Origin of the sequence: Streptomyces sp. NPDC005648 (genome assembly GCF_040605395.1) — a bacterium.
In the GTDB taxonomy this organism is placed as follows: domain Bacteria; phylum Actinomycetota; class Actinomycetes; order Streptomycetales; family Streptomycetaceae; genus Streptomyces.
On record NZ_JBEXCS010000034.1, the window covers coordinates 45898 to 66373 of the forward strand.

At 70.9% G+C, this 20476-nt stretch carries 15 protein-coding genes; 4 read left to right on the forward strand and 11 right to left on the reverse strand.

What is annotated here, in order from left to right:
- Positions 1 to 206: 206 nt before the first annotated feature.
- Complete coding sequence (locus ABZT17_RS20825) at positions 207 to 3059, forward strand: glycoside hydrolase family 3 C-terminal domain-containing protein (RefSeq protein WP_356350873.1); 2853 nt, start codon at positions 207 to 209, stop codon at positions 3057 to 3059.
- Positions 3060 to 3179: 120 nt separating this feature from the next.
- Here ABZT17_RS20825 and ABZT17_RS20830 read toward each other — a convergent pair whose 3' ends face one another.
- From ABZT17_RS20830 to ABZT17_RS20840, 3 genes are all read right to left on the reverse strand, one after another.
- Positions 3180 to 4625 (reverse strand): aldehyde dehydrogenase family protein, encoded by a 1446-nt coding sequence (locus tag ABZT17_RS20830; protein WP_356350874.1) that lies wholly within the window; start codon positions 4623 to 4625, stop codon positions 3180 to 3182.
- Between the two features lie 164 nt (positions 4626 to 4789).
- The gene (locus ABZT17_RS20835; protein ID WP_356350875.1) at positions 4790 to 6445 is read right to left on the reverse strand and encodes a PucR family transcriptional regulator; all 1656 of its coding nucleotides are present in this window, start codon (positions 6443 to 6445) and stop codon (positions 4790 to 4792) included.
- Between the two features lie 70 nt (positions 6446 to 6515).
- On the reverse strand, positions 6516 to 8693 hold the full coding sequence (locus ABZT17_RS20840) for an ATP-binding protein (RefSeq protein ID WP_356350876.1): 2178 nt from the start codon (positions 8691 to 8693) through the stop codon (positions 6516 to 6518).
- 247 nt (positions 8694 to 8940) lie between these two features.
- Here ABZT17_RS20840 and gabT point away from each other — a divergent pair, with 247 nt between their 5' ends.
- Positions 8941 to 10275 (forward strand): 4-aminobutyrate--2-oxoglutarate transaminase, encoded by a 1335-nt coding sequence (gabT, locus tag ABZT17_RS20845; protein ID WP_356350877.1) that lies wholly within the window; start codon positions 8941 to 8943, stop codon positions 10273 to 10275.
- 109 nt (positions 10276 to 10384) lie between these two features.
- The gene (locus ABZT17_RS20850) at positions 10385 to 11203 is read left to right on the forward strand and encodes a phosphatase PAP2 family protein (RefSeq protein WP_356350878.1); all 819 of its coding nucleotides are present in this window, start codon (positions 10385 to 10387) and stop codon (positions 11201 to 11203) included.
- A 24-nt stretch (positions 11204 to 11227) separates the two neighbouring features.
- Here ABZT17_RS20850 and ABZT17_RS20855 read toward each other — a convergent pair whose 3' ends face one another.
- From ABZT17_RS20855 to ABZT17_RS20885, 7 genes are all read right to left on the reverse strand, one after another.
- Positions 11228 to 11680: a hypothetical protein gene (locus ABZT17_RS20855; protein WP_356350880.1), complete on the reverse strand. Its 453-nt coding sequence runs from the start codon at positions 11678 to 11680 to the stop codon at positions 11228 to 11230.
- A gap of 119 nt (positions 11681 to 11799) precedes the next feature.
- Positions 11800 to 13218 (reverse strand): FAD-dependent oxidoreductase, encoded by a 1419-nt coding sequence (locus ABZT17_RS20860; protein ID WP_356350882.1) that lies wholly within the window; start codon positions 13216 to 13218, stop codon positions 11800 to 11802.
- A 22-nt stretch (positions 13219 to 13240) separates the two neighbouring features.
- Entirely contained in the window at positions 13241 to 14041 is an 801-nt protein-coding gene (locus ABZT17_RS20865) for an ABC transporter permease (RefSeq protein ID WP_356350883.1), read from the reverse strand.
- On the reverse strand, positions 14042 to 14965 hold the full coding sequence (locus ABZT17_RS20870) for an ABC transporter permease (protein ID WP_356350885.1): 924 nt from the start codon (positions 14963 to 14965) through the stop codon (positions 14042 to 14044).
- Positions 14965 to 16119: an ABC transporter ATP-binding protein gene (locus ABZT17_RS20875; RefSeq protein WP_356350925.1), complete on the reverse strand. Its 1155-nt coding sequence runs from the start codon at positions 16117 to 16119 to the stop codon at positions 14965 to 14967. Before ABZT17_RS20875 ends, ABZT17_RS20870 begins: the two co-directional genes overlap by 1 nt.
- 5 nt (positions 16120 to 16124) lie before the next feature.
- Positions 16125 to 17372, reverse strand: coding sequence for a spermidine/putrescine ABC transporter substrate-binding protein (locus tag ABZT17_RS20880; RefSeq protein ID WP_356350887.1), 1248 nt, complete (start codon positions 17370 to 17372; stop codon positions 16125 to 16127).
- Positions 17373 to 17428: 56 nt separating this feature from the next.
- A complete protein-coding gene (locus ABZT17_RS20885; protein WP_356350889.1) occupies positions 17429 to 18964 on the reverse strand; it encodes a gamma-aminobutyraldehyde dehydrogenase in 1536 nt (511 codons plus the stop codon).
- Positions 18965 to 19174: 210 nt separating this feature from the next.
- Between ABZT17_RS20885 and ABZT17_RS20890 the strand changes: the two genes are divergently transcribed.
- Complete coding sequence (locus ABZT17_RS20890) at positions 19175 to 19756, forward strand: NADAR family protein (protein ID WP_356350890.1); 582 nt, start codon at positions 19175 to 19177, stop codon at positions 19754 to 19756.
- 88 nt (positions 19757 to 19844) lie between these two features.
- Here the strand turns inward: ABZT17_RS20890 and ABZT17_RS20895 are convergent, their stop codons facing one another.
- Entirely contained in the window at positions 19845 to 20456 is a 612-nt protein-coding gene (locus ABZT17_RS20895) for a hypothetical protein (RefSeq protein WP_356350892.1), read from the reverse strand.
- Between the last annotated feature and the right edge of the window lie 20 nt (positions 20457 to 20476).

Below are 20476 nucleotides of genomic sequence, written 5' to 3' on the forward strand. Positions count from 1 at the left end.
AGCGCTTCGATGTTGCTGTGAGGTTAAGTGAACGCCTGGGGGTGCACAAGGGTCGATTCCAAGATTCCTGCGTGCTCTCACACCCGACCTGTTCTTATGCGCCGCATGAACTATCCATGCCTGTCTCTTGACACCCACCCATGCGTCGAATGAGCATCGAAGCGCTTCGAAAGTGCTCCGTCGCTCCATCGCAAGGGGATCCCCACGTGACCGAACAGACGCCGTCCACGCCTCCGTTCCGCGACCCGCACCTGCCGTTCGCGAAGCGCATCGACGACCTGTTGGGGCGGCTGACGCTCGACGAGAGGATCTCCTTCCTCCACCAGTACGCGCCGGCCGTGGACCGCCTCGGCGTCGCCGCCTGGCGCACCGGCCAGGAGGCCCTGCACGGCGTGGCCTGGATGGGTCCCGCCACGGTGTTCCCGCAGGCGGTGGGCCTCGGCGCCACCTGGAACACGGATCTCGTACGCCGTGTGGGAGAGGCCGTCTCCAAGGAGGTCCGCGCCCTGCGGGCCAAGGACGACCGGGTGGGCCTCAACGTCTGGTCCCCCACGGTGAACCTGCTGCGCCACCCCCTGTGGGGCCGCAACGAGGAGGGCTACTCGGAGGATCCGAAGCTCACCTCCGCCATCGCCACCGCCTACACCCGCGGTCTGCGCGGCGACCACCCCACGTACTGGCGCACGGCCCCCGTCCTCAAGCACTGGCTGGCCCACAACAACGAGACGGACAGGGCGACCTCGTCGTCCTCGGTCCGCCCGCGCGTGCTGCACGAGTACGATCTGCGCGCCTTCCGCGAGACGGTCGAGGCGGGGGCGGTGGCCGGCGTCATGCCGGCGTACAACCTGGTCAACGGCCGCCCCAACCACGTCTCCCCGTATCTGCGCGAGCAGCTGCGCGCGTGGACGGACGAGCATCTGCTGGTCTGCTCGGACGCGGGCGCGCCCTCCAACCTGGTCGACTTCGAGCACTATCACGACACCCACGAGGAGGCCACGGCGGCGGCGCTGCGGGCCGGCGTCGACAGCTTCACCGACCACGGCACCGACAGCGCGCAGATCGTGGCGCGGGTCAAGAAGGCGTACGAGCAGGGCCTGTTGACGGAGGCCAACATCGACGCCGCCGTCCGCCGTCAGCTCTCCGTCCGCTTCCGCCTCGGCGAGTTCGACCCGCGTTACGACCCCCACGCGGGCGTCCACGACTTCGACACCCCGGCCCACCGCGCGCTCGCACGGGAGGCCGCCGAGCAGTCGATCGTGCTGCTGAAGAACGACGGTGTGCTGCCCCTCGCCCCCGACACCCGGGTCGCGGTGGTCGGTCTGCTGGCCGACGAGTGCAAACTCGACTGGTACAGCGGCACGTTGATCCACCGCTCCACTCCCCTGGAGGGTCTGTACGAGCAGTTCGGCGCCGAGCGCGTGGAGTTCGCGGAGGGTGTGGACCGGGTCCGGCTGCGGACGTCGTCGGGCGACTTCTTCCATGTCCCCGCGGTGGACGCCGACGACCAGGTGCGCGGAGCCGAGGGCGCCCTGGACCCGGCCCTGCTCGCCGGCCGCACCGACCTCCCGCCCCTGACCACCGGCCCGACCGGCACCGAACTCGCCCTGATCGACTGGGGTGACGGCGTTCTCACCCTGCGCGCTCCCGACGGCCGCTATCTCTCGGTCGCCGACGACGGGTACGTACGCGCCTCCGCCGACCAGCCCGGAGGCTGGATCGTCCAGGAGACCTTCCGCCTGGAACGCCACGGGAACGGTCACCTCCTCAGGCACATCGGTACCGGTCGCCATGTCTGTGTCGCCGCCGACGGTGTGAGGGTTGCCGATGCGGATCCGGAATCCGGCGCGCGGCCGGAAGTCCTGGAGCTGATCATCACCGAGCGGGGCGAGCAAGCGGTGCGGCGGGTCGCCGAGCAGGCCGACGTGGTCGTGGTCGTGGCGGGCAACGACCCGCACATCAACGGCCGCGAGACCGAGGACCGTACGACCCTGCGCCTCCCCGCCCACCAGGAACGCCTCCTGCGCGCGGCCCGCGCCGCGAACCCGCGCACGGTACTGGCCCTGGTCTCGGCCTACCCGTACACCGTCGCCACCTCCGCCCTTCCCGCGGCCCTGTGGATGTCCCACGGCGGCCAGGCGGCGGGCACCGCACTGGCCCGCGTCCTGTCCGGCGAGGTCTCCCCCGCCGGCCGCCTCCCGCAGACCTGGTACGAGAGCGACGGCGACCTGCCCGACCTCCTCGACTACGACGTGATCGGTGGCCGCCAGACGTATCTGTACTTCGAGGGCACACCCCTGTTCCCGTTCGGACACGGCCTGTCGTACGCGACCTTCTCCTACGGCGACCTGGTCACGCGGGTGGACGGCTCCACCCTGCACGTGACCTTCACGGTCACCAACACCGGGGACATCACGGCCGACGAGGTCCCCCAGCTCTACGCCCGCGCCGTGGAACCGACGGTCCCCCGCCCCCGGCGCGAACTCCTGGCCCACAGCCGCACCACGCTCGCCCCCGGCGAGCGGAGGACCCTCTCCTACGAAGTCCCGCTCTCCGCCTTCGAGTTCTGGGACGTGGCCCGGGGCGGGTGGCGCCGGGAACCGGGCCCGTACGAGCTCCTGGCCGGCGCCTCCAGCGAGGACGTGCGGCTGCGTACGACGGTCCTGCTGGACGGTGAGCCGCACGCTCCGCGCCCGGTGCTCCTCCGCGGCCTGGACGCGGCCGACTTCGACGAGCAGAGCGGTGCCGCCCTCGTCGACCGGACGAAGACGGCGGGCGACGCGGTGACCCCGGAGCCGGACCGGGTGGCCGAACTGCTCTACCGCGACTGCGACCTGGGGAACGGTGTCACGGAGGTGCGGGTGACCGTGGCGGGCGAGGGCACGGTCGAACTCTCCCTGGACGGCGGCGCCGTACTGGCCGCACTGGAGCTGAAGGACGCCACACCCTCCCCGTACGACTACACCACCCTCACGGCCGGCGTCGTCGCCGAGGGCGTGCGGGACGTACACCTCAGGCTGCGCGGCCCGCTGCGGCTCGCGCACGTCGGCTTCTCCGGTTGAGGGTCCGGACCGGCCGACGGACAGAAGGGGCCCGGCACCGGAAGGCATCGGTGCCGGGCCTCTTCGAGGAGCTTACATGAAAACGATTGTCGTTAACTAGGCCGGTCGGCCGGCGACCGGCTAGAGGGCGAGTCCGGTGAGGACCAGCACCCGCTCGTAGGTGTAGTCGTCCATCGCGAACTTCACGCCCTCGCGGCCGACGCCGGACTGCTTGGCGCCGCCGTACGGCATCTGGTCGGCGCGGTAGGAGGGCACGTCGCCGATGACCACGCCGCCCACCTCCAGGGCGCGGTGGGCCCGGAAGGCGGCCTGCAGGTCATGGGTGAACACGCCTGCCTGGAGGCCGTACTTGGAGGAGTTGACGGCGGCGAAGGCCGCCGCCTCGCCGTCCACCTTCTGCACGGTGAGGACGGGCCCGAAGACCTCCTCGCAGGAGATGGTGGTGTCGGCCGGTACGTCGGTGAGGACGGTCGGCGCGTAGGAGGCGCCGTCACGGTCGCCGCCGGTGAGCAGGGTCGCGCCCGCCTCCACCGCCTCCTTCACCCACGACTCGACGCGCTTGGCCGCGTCCTCGCTGACCAGCGGGCCGACGTCCGTCTTGTCGTCGCTCGGGTCGCCGGTGACCTGGGCCTCCACGGCGGAGACGATGCGCGGCAGCAGCCGGTCGTACACCGACGCGTCGGCGATGACCCGCTGCACGGAGATGCAGGACTGGCCGCCCTGGTAGTTGGAGAAGGTGGCGATACGGGTGGCGGCCCAGTCGAGGTCCGCGTCGGAGGCGTAGTCGCCGAGGACGACCGCGGCACCGTTGCCGCCGAGCTCCAGCGTGCAGTGCTTGCGCGGCACCGAGTCCATGATCGAGTAGCCGACCTTCTCGGAACCGGTGAAGGAGATCACCGGCAGCCGCTCGTCCTGGACCAGGGCGGCCATCCTGTCGTTGGCGACCGGGAGGATGCTCCAGGAACCGGCCGGAAGCTCGGTCTCGGCGAGCAGGTCGCCGATGATCAGCCCGGAGAGCGGCGTGGCGGGCGCCGGCTTCAGGATGATCGGCGCGCCGGCCGCGATCGCGGGGGCGATCTTGTGGGCGCAGAGGTTGAGCGGGAAGTTGAAGGGCGCGATACCGAGGACGACGCCCTTGGGGAAGCGGCGGGTGAGGGCGAGGCGCCCCTGACCGCCGAGGTCGGTGTCGAGCCGCTGGGCCTCACCGCTGTTGAAGCGCCGGGCCTCCTCGGCCGCGAACCGGAAGACGGACACGGCCCGGCCGACCTCACCGCGCGCCCACTTGATCGGCTTGCCGTTCTCGGCGGAGATCAGCCGGGCGATGTCCTCGGTGCGCTCGACGAGACGCCGGCTGACGTGGTCGAGGGCGGCGGCGCGGACATGGGCGGGGGTGGCCGCGAACTCGTCCCGTACGGCGTGGGCGGCGGCGACGGCCTCCTCGACCTGGGCGTCCGTCGGCACGCTCACCTTGGCGACGAGCCGGCCGTCCCACGGGGAGGTGACGTCGAAGGTGTCCTCGCCGGAGGCCTGGCGGCCGGCGAGCCAGAAGGCGGTGGTGGAGGTCATGTGCGAGTCCCGGCCCTTCGGCGGTAGGGGTGTGTGCAGGGCTTTCGAGTCCCACGGTAGGCGGGTGGGACTGAGGGTGTGTTTGGCCGGAGTGGAGCAGTAGGACGAACGAGGGCGCCTGTTTGGCACCCCGGAAGCAAGGCCGGCCCGTCCGGCGCGCAGGCCTACTCGGCCGACGTCGCCTTCAGGGCCAGCCACAGCTCCATCCGTACATCCGGATCGTCCAGCGACCGCCCCAGGATCTCCTCGACCCGCCGCATCCGGTACCGCAGGGTATGGCGGTGCACCCCCAGATCCGCGGCCGCCGCGTCCCACTGCCCATGCCGCGACAGCCACGCCCGCAGCGAGGCCACCAGATCCCCCCGCCCGGTCGCGTCATGCTCGTACAGCGGCCGCAGCAGCCCGTCCGCGAACGCCTTCACCGCGTCGTCGGCCAGCAACGGCAGCACGGACCCCGCCGCCAGCTGCTCATGCTCCACGTACGCCCGCCCGCGCCGCCGGGCCACCGACAGGGCCTGCTCCGCCTGCTTGTACGCCGCCGCGGCCGCGATCGGGCCGACCGGCGCCGACACCCCCACGACCAGCTCCTCCTCGTCGCTCCCGCCCCCGGCGGAGGCACCGGCCCGCGCCGCCTCCACCGCGGCCGCGTACTCCCCGCACGCGGCGACGCCCGCACCCCCGTCCGCCGCGAGCACCACCAGCCGCGCCCCTTCCCCCTCCCCCTCGGGCACCACCAGCACGGCCTCCCCGGCCCGCGCCCCGGCGGACTCCACGATCTCGGCGAGCGCGGCGAGCGCGTCACCCTCCGCGCCGGCGGCCGGTTTCGCACCCCCCGCCGGCGCGTGCGAGTCCACCGACATCCGTACGGTCCCCGCCGACGCGGCCTCGGCGAGGATCATCCGGAACGGCGCGTCCAGCAACCCTCCGTACAGATCCCCCGCCACGGCCCGCGCGTGGTCCGGCTCCCCGGCGAGCAGCATCCGCAGCACCGCTGCCCCGAGCCGCTGCTCGGCGGCCTGCAGGGACCGAGACCGTTCCGTGGTGAGGGTCAGCAGCGCGATGGCCGAGTGGACGGCGTACCGCTCCGCCGTGCCGAGCGCCGCGGCCGTGCCCACGGCCAGCGCGGCCCGCGCCCGCCGCCCGGTGCCGAGCGAGTGCAGTTCGACCCGGTCCTCGTTGTCGGGACCGCCGACCACCGAGGAGGCCGGCGCCGGCCGCTCCCGCAGCCGCTCCACGTCCGCGGTCAGCCGCGCGGCCCGCCGCCCCGCCCACTCCGGTGCGGTGGCGACCACGGCGCCGGAGGCGTCGTAGAGGGCCGCCCAGCCGTCGACCTGTGCGGCGAGCGCGGAGAGGAGGCCCTCCGGTCCCTCGGCGATGGCCTGTCTGGTCAGTTCGCGCTGGGCGGCGAAGCCGGCCGTGACCGCGCGGTACTGGTCGGCCGCGATGGCGGCGGAGACGGCCTTGCTGATGGCGAGGAACGGCGTTCGCCGCGGCACCTCCAGCAGCGGCAGCCCCTCCTCCTCCGCCGCGTCGACGAGGGCCTTGGGGATCTCCTCGTAGTTGACCCCCACGGCGAAGCCGAGGCCGACGACGCCCGCGCCCACCAGCCGCTTCACATAGCGCCGCATCGCCTCCGGTTCCTCCGCGTCCAGTTTCAACGCGGTGACCAGCAGCAGCTCCCCGCCCTCCATGTACGGCACGGGGTCGGCCAGCTCGCTGACATGCGCCCAGCGCACGGGCACGTCCAGGCGGTCCCCGCCCGCCCGCACGGTCAGCTTGAGCGCGGAGTGGTGGACCAGCGAGGCGAGCGTCGGGGGCATGAGGCCTTCAGGTCAGGTCGGCGGGGATCGGGCGAACCTTGCGATCTTTTGGCCGCCGAGTATGAACGGCCTATGCCGATTCTGCCTCACCGTACGGTCCCCGGCGGCCGGAAGTCCGGCCCTGCCCCCGCAGATCCACCAGCAACGGGGGCGCGTGCTCACCCTGCACATTCGTCAGCGACAGCACGGCGTGTCCGGGCGGCACCCCGTGCGCCAGCTCGGACGCCGACCACCGCTCGCGCTCGACCTGCCGGACGGTCACCGCCCGCTGCGTCGGCGCCTTGCCGGTGATCACCCGGCGCAGCATGTGCAGGGCCTTGCCGGCCGGGGTCTCGGCGATGATCTGCCGGTCGGTGACGTCCCGCGCCTCGATCCACTCCTTGCCCCACACCTCCGCGAAGTCCTGCCCGTCCCAGGGGGTGAGCCCGGAGAGCGCCATACGGCACCCGGTGGCCCCCAGCAGCGGACCGCGCAACGGCCTCGGTACGTCGTCCAGGGTCCGCAGCGTCAGCACGGCCCCCGCGTTCGCCGACCGCAGCCGCTGGATCCCGCGCACCGCCTCCGGTGTGACGACCCCCGTCGCGTCGTCCAGCACCAGACAGGCGAACAGCGACCGGTCCTCACGCACCGCCACACTCGCCGTGAACTGCGCCAGCACCAGCCGCGCCAGCATGCGGGAGGCGTCGGCGTGGCCGCGCTCGGGAAGGTCGATGCGCACCCGCACCGGGTGGTCGAGTGCCTTGAGGGAGAAGGGCCTCGACTGCCCGGAGGTGTCGAAGAACCCGGCGAAGGCGGGCCGGTCGAGCAGCGCCACCCGGTCCGCGAGGACGCCGCCCACGTCTCCGCCGTGCCCCGCCTGCCGTTCGCGGGCGTCGAGTTCCCGCAGCAGCGCCTCCTGGCCGGAGTCCTCCAGCGCCTGCCGAAGGGCGGCCAGCGGTCCGGCGGCGCCGTCGAGCAGCTGCCGCAGCTCCGGTACGGCGGGCCAGCGGCCGTGCACCGCGCGGAACGGGCCGAGCAGCTGGGCCAGCACGGTCGTGGAGCGGCGGCTGTCACCGCCCGCGTGCGGTTCGGCGAGATCCCCGACCAGCGCCTCGGCCAGCACGGCCGCCGCCTCGTCCGGGTCCGTGGTGCCGCCGTACAGATCGAGGTCGTAGACCGATTCGGGATTGCCGATGCGTACGACGACGTCATAGGCGTCGGTGGGGCCGAGCCCGGCGCCCGGGGTCCCGACGACCACCACCGCGGCCCGGCCGGCCAGGGCCTGCAGACACAGTGACTCCGCGAGCGGCCGGACGAGCGAGCCGGTCTTGCCGGAGCCGGCCGGGCCGACGGCGACCAGCGAGGTGCCCAGCAGATCGGGGCCGAGTCCGAGGCCGGTGCCCCGGTAGCCGTAGGGGTTGCGGGGATCGTCCGCGGTGCTGCCCAGCCGTACCTGCCCGGTGATCAGATCGTGCCGGGCCAGCCGGGCGGGCAGGTCGCGGTCGCCGGAGGGATGCAGACAGGCGGCGGCACCGTCCTTGAGCACGGCCCCGGTGAAGGCGGCGAGACTGTGCCGACCGCTGCGCACGCCCTGCCAGGCGCGGACGATACGGGCGTGGTCGACGTCGCCCATCTGCCCGGACCGCGCCGCCGCGGTGAGCCGGTCGGCCGCGTCATGGGCCCCGGCGGCACGCAGCTGGTTCCAGTGCGCGGGGTCCTCCTCCGCCGCGGGCGCGGGCGCCTGCCGGGGCTCGGGACGCTTCACCAGAGGCAGGAGGAAGCGCCGCCAGACCTCGCCCCAGCGGCCCAGCTTGCCCACCGTCAGCATGATGGCCAGGGCGACCAGCAGTTGGTATCCCTGGTAGAGGAGGGTGTTGCCGACCTCGCTGCTGGTGCCGCGCCAGGAGTCCGGGACGAGCAGCTTGAACGGCAGCCACCACCACTCGCCCAGATAGCCGTTCTGCAGCAGCGACCACACGAGCCAGCCGACCAGGAACGCGATCAGCGCTCCGCTCAGCAGCTGCCGGTTCGGGATCTCCTCGGGCTCCTCGGTCGGCCGGGGCCGGTATCCGAAGCGCCAGATGCCGGGGGCCGCCTCCGGGCGGGCGGTGCGCAGCCAGGTCAGGAACGCCGATCCGTCCTGCCGCGGGGGCACCAGCGGCGCCTGGGTGGGCCGCGGCGGCATCGCCGGCACCTCCGCCGGCCTCGCCGGACGCGGCACAGGATTCGCATGCGTACCCCGCGCGTCCTGCGTCCCGTCGCTGTCCATCGCCCTCGCCCCTTGACCAGCCGTTCCGTCCACCATCAGCGGTCAATCTAACGCCCGGGCAAGGGGAGTTCACCGTTACGCGGCCGAGCCTCGCGACATACGCCATGTCCATCGCGGACAATCCCGTCTCGCGACACCGCCCACATGGAGCATGCCCACCCCCCTCACCCGGCCCTAGCCTGCGAGAAAAGAAGGCAAGAGTCCGAAAAGCCCATCCGTAGAACCCCGCATTCCCCAGGAGCCCCTCATGAGCGCACTTCCTCAGGAGCGCCGCGTCGTCACCGCCATCCCCGGCCCGAAGTCGCAGGAGCTGCAGGCCCGCCGTACCGCCGCGGTCGCGCAGGGCGTGGGCTCCGTGCTGCCCGTGTTCACCGCGCGCGCGGGCGGCGGGATCATCGAGGACGTCGACGGCAACCGGCTGATCGACTTCGGTTCCGGCATCGCCGTGACCTCCGTCGGCGCGTCCGCCGAGGCCGTCGTACGCCGGGCGTCCGCGCAGCTCGCGGACTTCACCCACACCTGTTTCATGGTCACCCCGTACGAGGGCTACGTGGAGGTCGCCGAGGCCCTCGCCGAGCTCACCCCGGGTGACCACGCCAAGAAGTCGGCGCTCTTCAACTCCGGCGCCGAGGCCGTCGAGAACGCCGTCAAGATCGCGCGTGCCCACACCAAGCGCCAGGCCGTCGTCGTCTTCGACCACGGCTACCACGGCCGCACCAACCTCACGATGGCGCTGACGGCGAAGAACATGCCGTACAAGCACGGCTTCGGGCCGTTCGCGCCCGAGGTCTACCGCGTGCCCGTCGCCTACGGCTACCGCTGGCCGACCGGTCCGGACAACGCCGGGCCGGAGGCCGCCGCGCAGGCCATCGACCAGATCACCAAGCAGGTCGGCCCGGAGAACGTGGCCGCGATCATCATCGAGCCGGTCCTCGGTGAGGGCGGCTTCATCGAGCCCGCCAAGGGCTTCCTGCCGGCGCTCAGGCAGTTCGCCTCCGACAACGGCATCGTCTTCGTCGCCGACGAGATCCAGTCCGGGTTCTGCCGTACCGGCCAGTGGTTCGCGTGCGAGGACGAGGGCATCGTCCCGGACCTGATCACCACCGCCAAGGGCATCGCCGGCGGTCTGCCGCTGGCCGCCGTCACGGGCCGCGCGGAGATCATGGACGCCGCCCACGCGGGCGGCCTGGGCGGCACCTACGGCGGCAACCCGGTCGCCTGCGCCGGCGCGCTCGGCTCCATCGAGACGATGAAGGAGCTGGACCTCAACGCGAGGGCGAAGGCGATCGAGGCCGTCATGAAGGCCCGGCTGGGCGCCATGGCCGAGAAGTTCGACATCATCGGGGACGTCCGCGGGCGGGGCGCGATGATCGCCATCGAGCTGGTGAAGGACCGTACGACCAAGGAGCCGAACCCGGAGGCGACCGCGGCGCTCGCCAAGGCCTGCCACCAGGAGGGCCTGCTGGTCCTGACCTGTGGCACCTACAGCAACGTCCTGCGCTTCCTGCCCCCGCTGGTGATCGGCGAGGACCTCCTGACCGAGGGTCTCGACATCATCGAGCAGGCTTTCGCTCGGATCTGAGCCGTTTCGCACGGCGAACGACAGGCCGTGTGAAGAAGGTGTGCGGGGTGGACGGAGGGACGGGAATGCGTCTGTCTTCGGCCACCGGACTGCCGTAGGTTCTACCCAGATGAGAGATACACCCCGCCCACAGGGGACTGTGGGCGACATCAGGCCGTGGCCTCCCCAGCTACGTCCTGGTCGTGCCCTCGCGCACACAACCGGAGCTTCTGGCTCCGGATCTCCTCACCGATCGGACAAGCGCCCGCCCCAAACCCCCCGGGGTGGGCGTCCATCCGATCTGATCGGCCGCCCCGGAACCACCCCCCCTGTTCCGGGGCGGCCGGCCTCCTTCTTCCTTCTCGGGCTTCCGGCCCTCCTCTTCGCGCTGATCACCTGGCAGGTCGTCTCCGGCGGCCTGCTTCTGCGCGTCGACGAGCGGGTCAGCCACGCCCTCGTCCACCCGGACCGCTTCTCCGGAGGCCTCTCCGACCTCGGGAACGTCGAGGTCGCGGTGCCCGTCCTGGTCCTCGTCCTCGTTCACGTCGCCCGGCGGGGCCGCCGGGCCGGTACGCGCCGCTGGTGGCTGCCGCCGCTCGCCGCCGCCGTCGTGATGGCCCTGGTCCCGGCGCTGGTCGTCCCCGTCAAGGAGCTCGTCGCCCGGCCGGGCACCCCCGTGGTGCCCCCGGCCACCGGCTACTACCCCTCCGGCCACACGGCCACGGCCGCCGTCGCCTACGGAGCGGCGGCCCTGCTCCTGTTCCCCTGGCTGCGGTCGGCGTACGCCCGCCGCGGCCTGGTCGTCCTGTGTGCCGTGCTCAATCTCGGGGTCGGCTTCGGGCTGGTGAGGCGCGGCTACCACTGGCCGCTCGACGTGATCGCCAGCTGGTGCCTGTGCACCACCCTGCTCACCGCTCTGTGGCTGTTTCTGGCTCACTCACAGGAGTGAAGCCGCCGGGCCCTCAGACGGCCGTCATGTGCCCTCCTCGCTCGCGAGTCCCGCCGCCGCCTCGTGCATCGCCAGTTCGAGGAGCGCCGGGTCGGTGAGGGTGCCCGAGCCGTCCGGGGGGACCAGCCAGCGGACACCGCCGGTGGAGCGGCCCGGGTAGGGCACCACGATCCAGGTGCCGGCGCCGGCCGTGCGGATGCCGGTGCCCAGCCAGCGGGCCGCGGTGCCGGGCGGCACGAAGAACCCCATGCGCGCGTCCCCGAAATCGACCAGCACCGGGCCCATCTGGTCGAGGATGCGGGTGAGGACGTCGAGCGTGGGATAGCCGAGCTCACCCGGCAGGATCAGCACGTCCCAGGCCTTGCCCGCGGGCAGCAGCGCGACCCCGAGGGGGTTGCGCTCCCACTCCCAGCGGCAGGCCTCGGGATCAGGAGCAACGGATGCCAGCCACTCGACCGCCGTCTTCGCCCCAGTCATGAGAAGACCTCCTGTCTCTCCTGGACGCAGGTCGCGTCAGGGGAGAGACGGAGGTCTCCCGGTCTGCATTACGCGGGTTTCGTTCACCCTTCGGAGTGAACTGGGTCACATGCGAACGACTAGCTGTCGAAACCGAGACCCAGTCTGTCCATCGTGCGCAGCCACAGGTTGCGACGGCCCGCGTGGGTGTCGGCGCGGGCGAGGGACCACTTGGTGAGGGCGATCCCGGTCCAGGCGAAGGGCTCGGGCGGGAACGGCAGCGGCTTCTTGCGGACCATCTCCAGCGCGGTGCGCTCCGTGGTCTCCCCCGCCAGCAGGTCCAGCATGACCTCGGCCCCGAAGCGGGTGGCGCCGACGCCCAGGCCCGTGTAGCCGGCCGCGTACGACACCTTTCCCTGGTGCGCGGTGCCGAAGAACGCGGAGAAGCGGGAGCAGGTGTCGATCGCGCCGCCCCACGCGTGGGTGAAGCGGACGCCCTCCAGCTGCGGGAAGCACGTGAAGAAGTGCCCGGCGAGCTTGGCGTAGGTCTCCGGACGGTCGTCGTACTCGGCGCGCACCCGGCCGCCGTAGTGGTGGACGGCGTCGTAGCCGCCCCACAGGACGCGGTTGTCGGCGGAGAGCCGGAAGTAGTGGAACTGGTTCGCCGAGTCGCCGAGGCCCTGGCGGTTCTTCCAGCCGACCGAGGCCAGCTGGTCGGCGGTGAGCGGCTCGGTCATCAGGGCGTAGTCGTAGACCGGGACGGTGTACGCCCTTACCCGCTTGAGCAGGTTGGGGAAGATGTTGGTCCCGAGCGCGACCTTGCGCGCGTGGACCGAGCCGTACGGAGTGCTGACGGCCATCCCGCCACCGTACGGTTTCAGCGAAAGGGCGGGGGTGTGCTCGTAGACGCGTACGCCGAGGTGGAGGCAGGCGCGCTTGAGGCCCCAGGCGAGCTTGGCGGGGTGGAGCATGGCGACGCCCTTGCGGTCCCACAGACCCGCCCGGAAGGTCGGTGAGTCGACCTGCTCGCGCACCGCGTCGGCGTCCAGGAACTCCACGCCCTCGGCGAGGCCCGCGCGCTCCATCTCCCCGTACCACTCCCGCAGTTCCCGGGCCTGGTACCTCTCGGTCGCCACGTCGATCTCGCCGGTGCGCTCGAAGTCGCAGTCGAGGCCGTAGCGGGTGACCGCCTTCTCGATCTCGTCGAGGTTGCGGGCACCCAGCTCCTGGAGCCGGTGGATCTCGTCCGGCCAGCGAGCCAGGCCGTTGGGCAGACCGTGGGTGAGGGAGGCGGCGCAGAAGCCGCCGTTGCGCCCGGAGGCGGCCCAGCCCGCCTCCCGGCCTTCCAGCAGGACGACATCCCGTCCGGGGTCGCGCTCCTTGGCGATCAGCGCGGTCCACAGTCCGCTGTAGCCGCCGCCGACGACCAGGAGATCGCAGGTCTCGGCGCCGGTGAGCGCGGGCTCGGGGTGGGGCTTGCCGGGGTCTTCCAGCCAGTACGGGACCGGCTGGGCTTCGGAAAGTGCCTTCGTCCAACGGCTCATGGCGCTTGGGGCCATGATTTCAACTCCCTACAGGTGGTTATGCCTTCTGCTTGTTGCGGCGGTTGCCGATGACCATGGAGGTCAGGACCAGCAGCACGGCGACCAGGAACATGGTCGTACCGATGACATTGATCTGGACGGGTGTTCCGCGCTGTGCCGAACCCCAGACGAACATGGGGAAGGTGACGGTCGAGCCCGCGTTGAAGTTGGTGATGATGAAATCGTCGAAGGAGAGCGCGAAGGACAGCAGCGCGCCCGCGGCGATTCCCGGTGCCGCGATCGGCAGGGTGACCCTGAGGAAGGTCTGCGCGGGGCTGGCGTACAGATCCCGTGCGGCCTCCTCAAGGCGCGGGTCCATCGACATCACACGCGCCTTCACCGCGACCACGACGAAGCTGAGGCAGAACATGATGTGGGCGATCAGGATCGTCCAGAAGCCCAGCTGGGCACCCAGGTTGAGGAACAGGGTGAGCAGCGAGGCCGCCATCACGACCTCGGGCATCGCCATCGGCAGGAAGATCAGCGAGTTCACGGAGCCCCGCGCGCGGAAGCGGTAGCGGACCAGGGCGAAGGCGATCATCGTGCCGAGGATCGTCGCGCCGATGGTCGCGAGCGTGGCGATCTGCAGGCTGATGGAGAGCGAGCCGCACATGTCGGCGACTCCGCAGGGCTGTTTCCAGGCGTCCAGGGAGAATTGCTGCCACTCGTAGTTGAAGCGCCCCTTCGGTTTGTTGAAGGAGAACACCGTCACGATGACGTTGGGGAGCAGCAGATATCCGAGGGTGATCAGTCCCGCGATGACGACGAGATGCCGCTTGAGCCAGTTGACGAAGGCCATTTAAACCAGATCCTCCGTCCCGGACTTGCGGATGTAGATGGTGACCATGATGAGGATCGCGGCCATGAGGATGAAGGAGAGGGCGGCGGCCGTCGGATAGTCGAGAATTCTCAGGAACTGCGTCTGGATGACGTTTCCGACCATCCGGGTGTCCGTCGAGCCGAGCAGGTCCGCGTTGACGTAGTCGCCGGCCGCCGGGATGAAGGTCAGCAGGGTGCCGGAGACCACGCCCGGCATCGACAGCGGGAAGGTCACCTTGCGGAAGGTGGTGAAGGGCTTCGCGTACAGGTCGCCGGCCGCCTCGTGCAGCCGCCCGTCGATGCGCTCCAGCGAGGTGTACAGCGGCAGGATCATGAACGGCAGGAAGTTGTACGTCAGCCCGCACACCACCGCGAGCGGTGTCGCCAGCACCCGGTCGCCGGCCGTCCAGCCCAGCCAGTTGGTCAGATCCAGGATGTGCAGGTTGTTCAGGGTGTGCACGACCGGACCGTTGTCCGCGAGGATCGTCTTCCAGGCCAGGGTGCGGATCAGGAAGCTGGTGAAGAACGGCGCGATCACCAGGATCATGATCAGGTTCCGCCAGCGTCCCGCGCGGAACGCGATCAGGTACGCCAGCGGATACCCGAGCAGCAGACACAGCACCGTGGCCGCGGCGGCGTAGGAGACCGAGCGCAGGAACTGCGGCCAGTACTCGCTCAGCGCGTCCCAGTAGGTGGCGAAGTGCCAGGTGACCTTGTATCCCTCCTCCAGGGAGCCCGTCTGCACGGACGTGGAGGCCTGGTAGATCATCGGCAGCGCGAAGAAGACGATCAGCCAGAGGATGCCGGGCAGCAGCAGCCAGTACGGCACCAGGCGGCCCCGCTTGCGCGGGGGCTTCTTCCGGGGGGCCGGCGCCAGGGGCGGCGCCTCGGTGACGGCGGCCATCAGGCTGCCTCCTCATCGACCTCGGCGACGCCGGCGTCGATGTCCTGGTCCGCGTCGAGGCCGAAGGTGTGGGCCGGGTTCCAGTGCAGGACGACCTCGGCGCCGGGCACCAGCCGGGCGTCGCGGTCGATGTTCTGCGCGTAGACCTCGAACTCCGGGCAGACGGGGCTGTCGATGACGTACTGGGTGGAGACGCCGATGAACGAGGAGTCGGCGATCCTTCCGGTGATGCGGTTGCGTCCCTCGGCGATCTCGCCCGCGTCGTCGGCGTGGGTGAGGGAGATCTTCTCGGGGCGTACGCCGACCAGGACCTTGCCGCCGGTCGTCGTGGGCGCGGAACAGCGCGCCTCGGGCAGGACCAGCTTGCCGCCGCCCGCCTTGAGGACGATGTCGTCGCCGTTCCTGGTGTCGACCTCGGCCTCGATCAGGTTCGAGGTGCCGAGGAAGTTGGCGACGAAGGTGGTGTTCGGGTTCTCGTAGAGGTCGGTGGGCGAGCCGAGCTGTTCGACGCGGCCCGCGTTCATCACGGCGACCGTGTCGGCCATGGTCATGGCCTCCTCCTGGTCGTGCGTGACATGGATGAAGGTGATGCCGACCTCGGTCTGGATGCGCTTGAGCTCCAGCTGCATCTGACGGCGCAGCTTGAGGTCGAGGGCGCCGAGGGGCTCGTCGAGCAGCAGCACCTTGGGGTGGTTGATCAGGGCGCGGGCGACGGCGACGCGCTGCTGCTGGCCGCCGGAGAGCTGGTGCGGCTTCTTGCGGGCCTGCTCGCCGAGCTGGACCAGCTCCAGCATGTCCTCCACCTGCTTCTTCACGCTCTTGATGCCGCGCCGGCGCAGACCGAAGGCGACGTTCTCGAAGATGTCGAGGTGCGGGAAGAGGGCGTAGGACTGGAAGACGGTGTTCACCGGACGCTTGTACGGCTGGAGGTGGGTGACCTCCTGGTCGCCGAGGTGGACGGTGCCCGTGGTGGGCTCCTCCAGGCCGGCGATCATGCGCAGGGTGGTGGTCTTGCCGCAGCCGGAGGCGCCGAGCAGGGCGAAGAAGGAGCCCTGCGGCACGGTCAGGTCGAGCGGCTGCACGGCGGTGAAACCGTTGTCGTACGTCTTGCTGATACCGGCGAGGCGGACGTCGCCGCTGGTGTCCTTGGTCATCTTCGTCACGCCCCTGTGAGCTTCGCGAACTTCTGCTGGTAGACCGTCTCTTCCTTCGAGCTCAGCGCGCGGAAGGCATGGGACTTGGCCTGCATGGCCCTGTCGGGGACGATCAACGGATTGCTCGCCGCCGACTTGTCGATCTTGGCGAGGTAGGGCACCACTCCCGCGACCGGACTCACGTAGTTGACGTAGGCGGCGAGTTCGGCGGCCGGTTCGGGCTCGTAGTAGTAGTCGATGAGCCGCTCGGCGTTCGTCTTGTGACGGGCCTTGTTGGGGATCATCATGTTGTCGGTCGACGTCATGTAACCGCTGTCGGGGATGATGTAGCCGACGTCCGGGTTGTCCGCCTGCAGCTGGACGATGTCGCCGCCCCAGGCGACACACGCGGCGAAGTCGCCCTTGGTGAGGTCGGACGTGTAGTCGTTGCCGGTGAAGCGTCGGATCTGGCCCTTGTCCACCGCCTTCTGGAGACGCGCGATGACGGCGTCGTAGTCGTCGTCGGTGAACTTCGCCGGGTCCTTGCCCATGTCGAGCATGGTCATGCCGACGGTGTCGCGCATCTCGGTCAGGAAGCCGACGCGGCCCTTGAGCTTGGGGTTGTCGAGCAGGTCGGAGACCGATTTCACCTCGACGCCGTCGAGCGCCTTCTTGTTGTACGCGACGACGGTCGAGATGCCCTGCCATACGTACGAGTAGGCGCGGCCCGGGTCCCAGTCGGGGCTGCGGAACTGGTCCGAGAGGTTGGCGTAGGCGTGCGGCAGGTTCGAGGCGTCCAGTTTCTGGACGTAGCCGAGGCGGATCATGCGCGCGGCCAGCCAGTCGGTGAGGACGACGATGTCCCGGCCGGTGTCCTGGCCGGCGGCGAGCTGCGGCTGGATCTTGCCGAAGAACTCGTCGTTGTCGTTGATGTCCTCGGTGTACTTGACCGTGATGCCGGTCCGCCTGCGGAACTGGTCCAGCGTCGGGTGGTGCTTCTCGCTGTCGTCCACGTCGATGTACTCGGGCCAGTTGGAGAAGTCGACGACCTTCTCATTGGCCGAGTGGTCGTCGGCGGACACGCCCCCCTGTGTCTTTCCGGCCGCGGGGATGCCGCAGCCGCTCAGGGTCGCGAGGCCGCCGGCGGCGAGCGCGCCACCGGCGGAGGCGCGCAACAGGGAGCGGCGGGTCATCGCCGCCCTGCCGTTGCGCAGGCTGCGCCGCATCGCGGCCGCCACGACCGGTGACAGGCGCTCGGGCTCGTACTGCTCCATGCTCGTGATGCCCTTTCGGGAGGGTCGAGCCGACCGTGGTCGGCGGCCGGTGGTCGCTAGCGGTCCCCGAAGATGGTGCGGTGCCAGTCCTTCCTCGGCACCGCCGTGTTGTCGAACATGACATGTTTGATCTGGGTGTACTCCTCGAACGAGTACGCCGACATGTCCTTGCCGAAGCCGGACGCCTTGTACCCGCCGTGGGGCATCTCGCTGATGATCGGGATGTGGTCGTTGACCCACACACAGCCCGCCTTGATCTCGCGGGTGGCCCGGTTGGCCCGGTAGACGTCCCGGCTCCAGGCCGAGGCGGCGAGACCGTACGGCGTGTCGTTGGCGAGTCCGATGCCTTCATCGTCACTGTCGAACGGCAGGACCACCAACACCGGGCCGAAGATCTCGGACTGGACGATCTCGCTGTCCTGAGCGGCGCCGGCGACCAGCGTCGGCCGGTAGTACGCGCCGTCCTCGAGCTCCCCCTTCGGCGCCTCGCCGCCGGTCACCACGCGCGCGTAGGCACGCGCCCGCTCGACGAAACCGGCGACGCGGTCCCGCTGGACGTGCGAGATCAGCGGACCGAGGTCGGTACCGGGGGCGAACGGGTCGCCGAGCCGGACGGTCTCCATCAGGGCGGCCGTCCTCTCCACGAAGGCGTCGTAGAGGGGCCGCTGCACATACGCGCGCGTGGCGGCGGTGCAGTCCTGCCCGGTGTTGATGAGGGCGCCCGCGACCGCTCCGTTGGCGGCGGCCTCCAGGTCGGCGTCGTCGAAGACGACGAAGGGTGCCTTGCCGCCGAGCTCCAGGTGGAGCCGCTTGACGGTGGCGGTCGCGATCTCGGCGACCCGCTTGCCCACCGCGGTCGACCCGGTGAAGGAGGTCATGGCCACGTCGGGATGGCCCACGAGGTGCTCACCGGCCTCCTTGCCGGTGCCGGTGACGATGTTGATGACACCGTCGGGGATCCCGGCGTCGGTGGCGGCCAGCGCGAACAGCAGCGAGGTGAGCGGGGTCAGCTCGGCCGGCTTCAGCACGATGGTGTTGCCGGCGGCGATCGCCGGGAGGATCTTCCAGGCGGCCATCTGGAGAGGGTAGTTCCAGGGGGCGATGGAGCCGACGACACCGATGGGCTCACGCCGTACGTACGACGTGTGATCCCCCGAGTACTCCCCGGCGGACTGTCCCTGCAGATGCCGGGCGGCGCCCGCGAAGAACGCGGTGTTGTCGATGGTCCCGGGCACGTCGAACTCGCGGGTCAGCTTCAGGGGCTTGCCGCACTGCAGGGACTCGGCGCGGGCGAAGTCCTCGGCGCGGTCGGCGAGCACGGCGGCGAAGCGGTGCAGCGCGTCCGAGCGCTCGCCGGGCGTGAGACCGGCCCAGCCCGGGAAGGCCTCGCGGGCCGCGGCGACGGCGGCGTCCACGTCCTCGGCGCCGGCCAGCTCGTACGTGTACACCTCCGCACCGGTCGACGGGTCGACGACCGCGTGCCCGCGGCCCGAGGTGCCCTTGGTGAGGCGGCCCGCGATGTACTGCGCGCCGTCCGCGAAGCGGTCCTGCGCCGGGAATCGTTCCGGGGTGGCGGTGCCCGGGTTCTGCATGTCGCTCTCCTCCGCCGTCGCCCCGCGGCTCTGGGGGCGGGTGGCGTAGCTCCAGCTCGATTTGAGTGCCGATCCTGACAGAGCAAAGGCACTCCTACAAGTGATTCCGTTGTTGCCTTTCGGTTACGCGACGGAATCTGTCGACCAGGTGTCGAGTGAGCCTGGAAAAGGGAGGACGGAGTGTCAGTGGTGGCTGCGAGACTCTGATGCATGGGAGAGATCACGGGGGAGAACGTGGGGAAGATCGACACGCGGGAGGCGCTGGTCAGTGCGGTCCGCAGGGGCGCGCGGCCGAAGTATCTGCACTTCTGGGGGCATCGTCCGCTGCCGAGCGGGCGGATCGGGGCGAGCTGTCTGAGTCAGTGGTGGCCGTCGCCGTTCACGGTGAATGGCGTGACGTACGGGACGGCCGAGCACTGGATGATGGCCGGCAAGGCACGGCTCTTCTCCGACGCGGAGGCCGAGGCCCGCATCCTCGCCGCGGGGCATCCCTCCCAGGCCAAGAAGGCGGGGCGGCTGGTGCGGGGCTTCGACGACGCGGTCTGGGAGCGCGAGCGGTTCCGCATGGTCGTCGAGGGCAGCGTCCACAAGTTCACCGCGCACCCGGAGCTGCGGGAGTTCCTGCTGAACACCGGCGACCGGGTCCTGGTGGAGGCGAGCCCGGTCGACCGGATCTGGGGCATCGGCCTCGCAGCGACGGACGAGGCCGCGGGAGCCCCCGAGCGGTGGCGCGGCCCGAACCTGCTGGGCTTCGCCCTGATGGAGGCACGGGAGCGGTTGCGGGGGGAGTGAGTTGCGGGGGGAGTGAGCGGGGGCGTGGCACAGCGGTGGGGGCCGGCCGTCGCTGGGGCCGGCCACTGCTGAACCGGGTCGCCCGGGTTCAGATGGTCCGGGGCAGCAGGGGGGCCGAGATGGTCGGGGCCGAGTTGTAGGACGGGCCGTCGTCCACGGTGTCCCCCTCGTTCGAGGCGACCACGATCGCGAAGACGATCAGGGCGATCGTGGCGATGCCGAGGACGATCCCGACGATGCCCGTGATGAAGCCCGCCTGCGCCTGACCGCGGTTGGTGGCCTCACCCCGGTCCGCCCGCCGCTTGCCCTTCACCCCGAGGACCACCGCCAGCACACCGAGGACCAGGGAGACGATGCCGTAGATGCAGAAGAGGCAGCAGGAGAGGATGCCCAGGATCATCGCCGAGGTGCCCAGGCCGTTCTGCGGCACCTGCATGCCCGGCCAGCCGTACCCCTGGGGGTAGGCGGGGTAGCCGTATCCGCCGGGCGGCATCCCGCCACCCTGCGGGCCCGGGCCCGGACCACCGGGTGCCATCGGCGGGGGCGGCACGGCGGACTCGGCCCAGCCGTTGGGGCCGGGGGCCGCGCCGGGCGGGGGGTAGCCGGGGTAGCCGTATCCGGGCGCACCGACTCCGGGGCCGTGGGCTCCGGGGCCGGCGGCGCCGGGCGGTGCGAAACCGTCGGCCGGTACGGAGGTCACCGTGGCCTGGTCATGGACGT

Bases quoted from the DNA above. Each gene is read 5' to 3' on its own strand.
- ABZT17_RS20890 (WP_356350890.1), top strand. From the start codon at position 19,175: ATGGGAGAGATCACGGGGGAGAACGTGGGGAAGATCGACACGCGGGAG.
- ABZT17_RS20840 (WP_356350876.1), bottom strand. From the start codon at position 8,693: ATGGACAGCGACGGGACGCAGGACGCGCGGGGTACGCATGCGAATCCT.
- ABZT17_RS20855 (WP_356350880.1), bottom strand. From the start codon at position 11,680: ATGACTGGGGCGAAGACGGCGGTCGAGTGGCTGGCATCCGTTGCTCCT.
- ABZT17_RS20875 (WP_356350925.1), bottom strand. From the start codon at position 16,119: ATGACCAAGGACACCAGCGGCGACGTCCGCCTCGCCGGTATCAGCAAG.
- ABZT17_RS20885 (WP_356350889.1), bottom strand. From the start codon at position 18,964: ATGCAGAACCCGGGCACCGCCACCCCGGAACGATTCCCGGCGCAGGAC.
- ABZT17_RS20870 (WP_356350885.1), bottom strand. From the start codon at position 14,965: ATGGCCGCCGTCACCGAGGCGCCGCCCCTGGCGCCGGCCCCCCGGAAG.
- ABZT17_RS20830 (WP_356350874.1), bottom strand. From the start codon at position 4,625: ATGACCTCCACCACCGCCTTCTGGCTCGCCGGCCGCCAGGCCTCCGGC.
- ABZT17_RS20880 (WP_356350887.1), bottom strand. From the start codon at position 17,372: ATGGAGCAGTACGAGCCCGAGCGCCTGTCACCGGTCGTGGCGGCCGCG.
- ABZT17_RS20835 (WP_356350875.1), bottom strand. From the start codon at position 6,445: ATGCCCCCGACGCTCGCCTCGCTGGTCCACCACTCCGCGCTCAAGCTG.
- ABZT17_RS20850 (WP_356350878.1), top strand. From the start codon at position 10,385: ATGAGAGATACACCCCGCCCACAGGGGACTGTGGGCGACATCAGGCCG.
- gabT (WP_356350877.1), top strand. From the start codon at position 8,941: ATGAGCGCACTTCCTCAGGAGCGCCGCGTCGTCACCGCCATCCCCGGC.
- ABZT17_RS20865 (WP_356350883.1), bottom strand. From the start codon at position 14,041: ATGGCCTTCGTCAACTGGCTCAAGCGGCATCTCGTCGTCATCGCGGGA.
- ABZT17_RS20860 (WP_356350882.1), bottom strand. From the start codon at position 13,218: ATGGCCCCAAGCGCCATGAGCCGTTGGACGAAGGCACTTTCCGAAGCC.